The organism is Burkholderia sp. Bp9140, from assembly GCF_003853425.1.
Lineage (GTDB): Bacteria > Pseudomonadota > Gammaproteobacteria > Burkholderiales > Burkholderiaceae > Burkholderia.
This window is the reverse complement of sequence record NZ_QTPQ01000085.1, coordinates 1-4,560: the sequence shown is the minus strand read 5'-3', so window position 1 is coordinate 4,560 and position 4,560 is coordinate 1. Positions and strand designations below refer to the sequence as shown.

Annotated in this window: 6 protein-coding genes; 3 read left to right on the top strand and 3 right to left on the bottom strand. The window is 59.4% G+C overall.

All coding sequences use genetic code 11. The features are described 5' to 3' along the window. Both DIE21_RS37485 and DIE21_RS36565 read left to right on the top strand, forming a co-directional pair. The coding region (locus DIE21_RS37485) for a glycoside hydrolase family 19 protein (protein WP_409364679.1) at positions 1-1,228 on the top strand (1,228 nt) is incomplete at its 5' end. Continuing rightward, complete coding sequence (locus DIE21_RS36565; RefSeq protein WP_124502179.1) at positions 1,225-1,704, top strand: hypothetical protein; 480 nt, start codon at positions 1,225-1,227, stop codon at positions 1,702-1,704. The genes DIE21_RS37485 and DIE21_RS36565, both read left to right, overlap by 4 nt. 68 nt (positions 1,705-1,772) lie before the next feature. Here the strand turns inward: DIE21_RS36565 and DIE21_RS36560 are convergent, their stop codons facing one another. Both DIE21_RS36560 and DIE21_RS36555 read right to left on the bottom strand, forming a co-directional pair. After that, positions 1,773-1,997: a hypothetical protein gene (locus tag DIE21_RS36560; protein WP_124502178.1), complete on the bottom strand. Its 225-nt coding sequence runs from the start codon at positions 1,995-1,997 to the stop codon at positions 1,773-1,775. Positions 1,998-2,296: 299 nt separating this feature from the next. Continuing rightward, positions 2,297-3,091 carry an SDR family NAD(P)-dependent oxidoreductase gene (locus DIE21_RS36555; protein WP_124502177.1) on the bottom strand — a complete coding sequence of 265 codons (795 nt, stop codon included), beginning with the start codon at positions 3,089-3,091 and terminating at the stop codon, positions 2,297-2,299. Positions 3,092-3,252: 161 nt separating this feature from the next. On the opposite strand from DIE21_RS36555, the gene DIE21_RS36550 reads away from it, so the two are divergent. Then, complete coding sequence (locus tag DIE21_RS36550) at positions 3,253-4,101, top strand: AraC family transcriptional regulator (RefSeq protein ID WP_124502176.1); 849 nt, start codon at positions 3,253-3,255, stop codon at positions 4,099-4,101. A gap of 92 nt (positions 4,102-4,193) precedes the next feature. Here the strand turns inward: DIE21_RS36550 and DIE21_RS36545 are convergent. Then, a partial coding sequence (locus DIE21_RS36545) for a LysE family translocator (protein ID WP_409364678.1) occupies positions 4,194-4,560 on the bottom strand: 367 nt, incomplete at its 5' end.

Genomic DNA, 4,560 nt, shown 5'->3' with positions numbered 1-4,560 from the left:
GGCGGCAGACAAGGTTGGCTACATCGATATCAATGATTCAAGTATCCACAAGTTCTCCGATGCGGACTTCCTGTCTTCCGTGGGTTGGCAGAAAGTCAGTGAGGGCAATACGCCGTTCAGCAGTGACGGACTGTGCGATGTGGATGCGCTGAAGAGAATACTGAACGATGCTGCGCCGCACGAAGTGTCAGCGGTGACAGGGGAGACGCCGGAAGATCACAAGACGAGAGTGCTGTCTGCGTATGTAAAGGGTCATGCGCAGGTACGGCGGCAGTTGCGCGGCCTTGTCTGTCACGCGCCGAGCGAGTGGGATAGTACGAACAACGGGGGACGCTATGTGAGGCTGCTTGACGAGGGCGGCTTCTACCACGGTAATGAGAAGGGCTACAAGGATTTCATGAAGTACCTGAAGGAGGTTCAGTTTTGGGACAGAACGGGACTTCCTGCGGGGCAGAAGCTGTGGTTTTTCCATCCGCTTGAGTTCATTCGGAATTTTAGAAGGTGCGGTTGGTTGGGTAAAGATGAGTTTTCGCAAATCTATTCTGAGTCTAATTACATATCGGTACGGAAGGCTGGTGAGCAATATCGAGAGCTGTATAGAGGTTCGGTAAGCCGGGTCGCGAGAAAGTATGGTATTGTAAATTCAATTCGCATCTCTCATTTTTTAGGGCAGGTCGCAGTCGAGTCATATTATATGATGGCGGTTCGTGAGGCCAGCATTGCGGTCCCTGTTGCTGTTAGGGATAGTCACGAATCGATTGCGATAGAGTCGGGTGGCTATTTGAATGCACCGGCGAGATTTGTTTCGTATTTTCATGGTTATGAAAATAGCATTAGATTGGGGAATACTGGTTCTGGTGATGGGGTTAAGTTTCGAGGGCGAGGATTCAAGCAGCTTACTGGGCGATATAACTATTCCGAATATTGGGTGTTTAGGGGTTGGCTTGATGGGAATTCATATGATCGTGCATGGTTCAGTAAAAAGCCGCCCGGCGATGGTCCGGTTATAACAAATCCCGAGCGGGTAGGGAATGATAGCTACTCTTGCGTAGATACTGCTGGCTTCTTTTGCGTCCGATATCCAGTCGAAAAGACCGCAGACATCGGAATGTCAAAATTGGCATCGCGCGCTGTAAGCAGGATTATTAACCCATACGACATTAATAGTCTGCCGTTGCGTTGGGCTGAGACGCAAATGGCGTATCAGATATTGGGGGATAAGGTATGAGGAAATGTGTTGCGTTTATTTTGTTTGCACTTTTATTGTCGGATGCATGTGCGAAGGTTGTTAGGTCTTGCGATGGAAGGTATTCGGCACAGATCCTCGGTCCGTCCGAATTGGTCGTTAAGCGAGGTGGAAGGAAAGTTGGAATAGTTAAAATCGATCATCATATTGAGGGCGGTGCTTTTTCTTTGGATGGGAGAAGTTTGATTGTTTATGGAATGCCAAACAAGGTGGATCTTCGCGGCCCTCAGGCTACATTTATTTCAATTTATATTTTAAAGCCGACGCTGCGCGCGATTATAAAGAGAACGTATGGTGGTGGAATATATGATGTTGCGATTGGTTCTGATCAAAAATCGATATTTGTGTCTAGTCGTTTTGGGTTTGATGTTATAGATATAAGGAATATGAAAATTAGCTCGTTTGATCCGATTTCGGAGCCACAGTTTTCAAGGCAGAAATGTAAGTTTGGCGACTGACTTTGAGGCAGTTGCAAAATTTCTCGTCCGCGCCAGCGAAGCCACCTGCAGCTTAACATGGGCGATATTCATGAGCGGGTCGCGTGCTCCGCAAGGGCGACGATGCGACTTGTGCCCTTTCTGCCATCATCGACGAAGGCGTCGCCAAGTTTCCTGATCGCGACAATAAACCATTCGCGCTGGACGGACTTTCTTGCGTATGTGGCGGTCAGCTGATCTTGTTTCTGCCGAATTTTCAATTCGGCTAATGCGGGTCGACCTATCACAGATTTCAGCGGCCAGGAGCGATCCATAACAAAGAGGTTGCTGGCGAGAATATACAGTTGCCTAATGGTCCTCGTTTCGGTAGCCCTGGGTTAATTCACCAACTTCGAGAAAGGGTTCGAAAGGTGCTTAAGAATAAATATCCTATCAGTCCGTAGATAAAATGAATGATGTGGCGGGGCAGCGCAACCAACCATTGCCGATTGAGCGGTGGCGTGCCGCCCGGTTTGACGCCCGCGACTTGGCAGGCGTTCGGGGGGAACTGAATGGCAAACGCAATCCGTAGACTGACCCGCCCTCCCGACGTCACCGTAAGCGCCCGCCGTGCCTAGGCGATCGTGTCAACCACCCCGCCGTCGACGCGCAACGCCGCGCCTGTCGTCGCCGACGCCTGCGGCGAGCAGACGTACACGACGAGATTCGCGACTTCCTCCGTCGTCGCCGGCCGCTGGATGATCGAGCTCGCGCGCTGGCTGCGCACGAAATCCACCGCGACATCGTCGATGCTGCGGCCCGTTTCCTCGGCCGTCGCCTTCAGCATCGCCCGCACGCCCTCCGACATCGTCGGCCCCGGCAACACCGAATTGACGGTCACGTTGGTGCCGGCCGCGACCTTCGCGAGGCCGCGCGCGATCGCCAGTTGCGCGGTCTTCGTGAACCCGTAGTGAATCATGTCGACCGGGATGTTCAGGCCCGATTCCGACGAAATGAACACGATGCGGCCCGTGTTGCGCTCGAGCATGCCCTTCAGGTAGTGACGCGCGAGACGCACGCCGGACATCACGTTCATCTGGAAGTAGTGCGTCCATTCGTCGTCGTCGATGTCGAAGAACGCCTTCAGCCCGTAGATGCCCGCATTGTTGACGAGGATGTCGGCCTCCGGCGTGTGCTGCGTGATGCGCGCGGCGCCGGCGGCGTCGGACAGGTCGGCGGCGACGCCGTCGACGTCCGCGTCGGGTACCGCGGTGCGCAGCAGCCCGAGCGCGGCTTCGACCGACTTGTCGCTGCGTCCGTTGACGACGACGCGGGCGCCCGCGTGCGCGAGCCCTTCGGCGATCGCCAGCCCGATGCCGGCGGTGGAAGCGGTGACGACCGCGGTCTTGCCTGTCAGATCGATGTGCATGAGCGTACCGGTTGGAAGAGGGAACGGAACCCACCGCGTGTGCCGCGGCGGCCGAATTCAAAGCTTAGGCGATCCGGCCGCGAAGCGTCGGCACGCGGTTGCATCGCGCCGCGCAGTCTTGTACGGTGTGCGTTTGCCGTCCGTTTCCGGGAGCCTGTCGCGTGAGCCGTTCCGCCCACACCATCGCCGTGCCGTCGCCGTTCTGGCGGGATGCCGCGCTGCCGTTCATCGAGGCGCGCACCGTCGACGACGGGCGGACGATCTGCTACGCGAAGCACACGCACGACACGTTTTCGCTCGGCGCGATCGTCGGTGGCACGAGCACCTACCTGAACGGCGCGACGAAGGAGCAGGTCGGGCGCGGCGTGCTCGTGATCATCGATCCGGAGCAGGTGCATGCGTGCAATCCGTACGGCCCCGACGCGTGGGCATACCGGATGGTCTACGTGGACGTGCCGTGGCTCACGCGTCTGCAGCATTCGCTCGGGCGCGATCCGAACAGCGATTTTCACGGGTTTTCGCCGAAGTTGACGCAACGGTGCGACCTGTTCGCGCAGTTCGGCGGCTTTTACCGCGCGCTGGTGGCGCCCGGCGTCGAGCCGCTCGGCAAGGAAAGCGCGGCGGTCGAATTCTTCACGCGGCTGCACGGCGCGCTCGATCGCGAACTGCCCGGCGCCGCGCGGCGCGGGGCCGACAACGCGAAGCTCGCGCGGGCGGCCGACTACATCGCCGCGCATTGCCGTCAGGCCGTCACGCTCGATGCGATCTGCGCGGCCGCCGACCTGTCGCCGTCCTACCTGATCCGCGCGTTCAACGCCCGCTACGGGATGACGCCGCACGCGTTCCTGATCGACCGCCGCGTGCAGTACGGCCGCGCGGAGTTGCGCCGCGGGCGGCCGATCGCCGATGTCGCGCTCGATGCGGGCTTCGCGGACCAGGCGCATTTCCAGCGCGCGTTCCGGCGCATCGCGGCCGCCACGCCCGGGCAATATCGAAGCGCCGCGAGCTGACTGCGGGAAGGGCGGGCCGGTGCCGAAGACGGCCTGCATCATCGGTCATTTGCGCGTCATCCGCCGCAATCACCCGTGTCGAAGTGCCGACGCTAGATATCGAGCAGATAAAGCGCGCTGCCCGCGAGCAGCAGTGCCATCGCGCGGTTGAACAGCCGCATCCGCCGCGCATTCGCGAGCCGATGCCGCAGCGACGCACCCGCATACGCCCAGCATGCGATCGACGCAAAGCAGATCACCAGATACAGCACCGCGAATTGCCAGACCTGCGCGCGGTCGCCGTCGGCCGCATACGCACCCATCGCGGCCACGCACGCAAGCCATGCCTTCGGATTCAGCCACTGCATCGCCGCGCCCGCCCCCCCCCCCCGGCCGCCGGCGGGCGGCGCCCCCCGCGGGGGGGCGCCCCCCCCCGGCCGGGGCCCGGCCCCCCCCCGCGCCGGATAAAAAGACACCCCC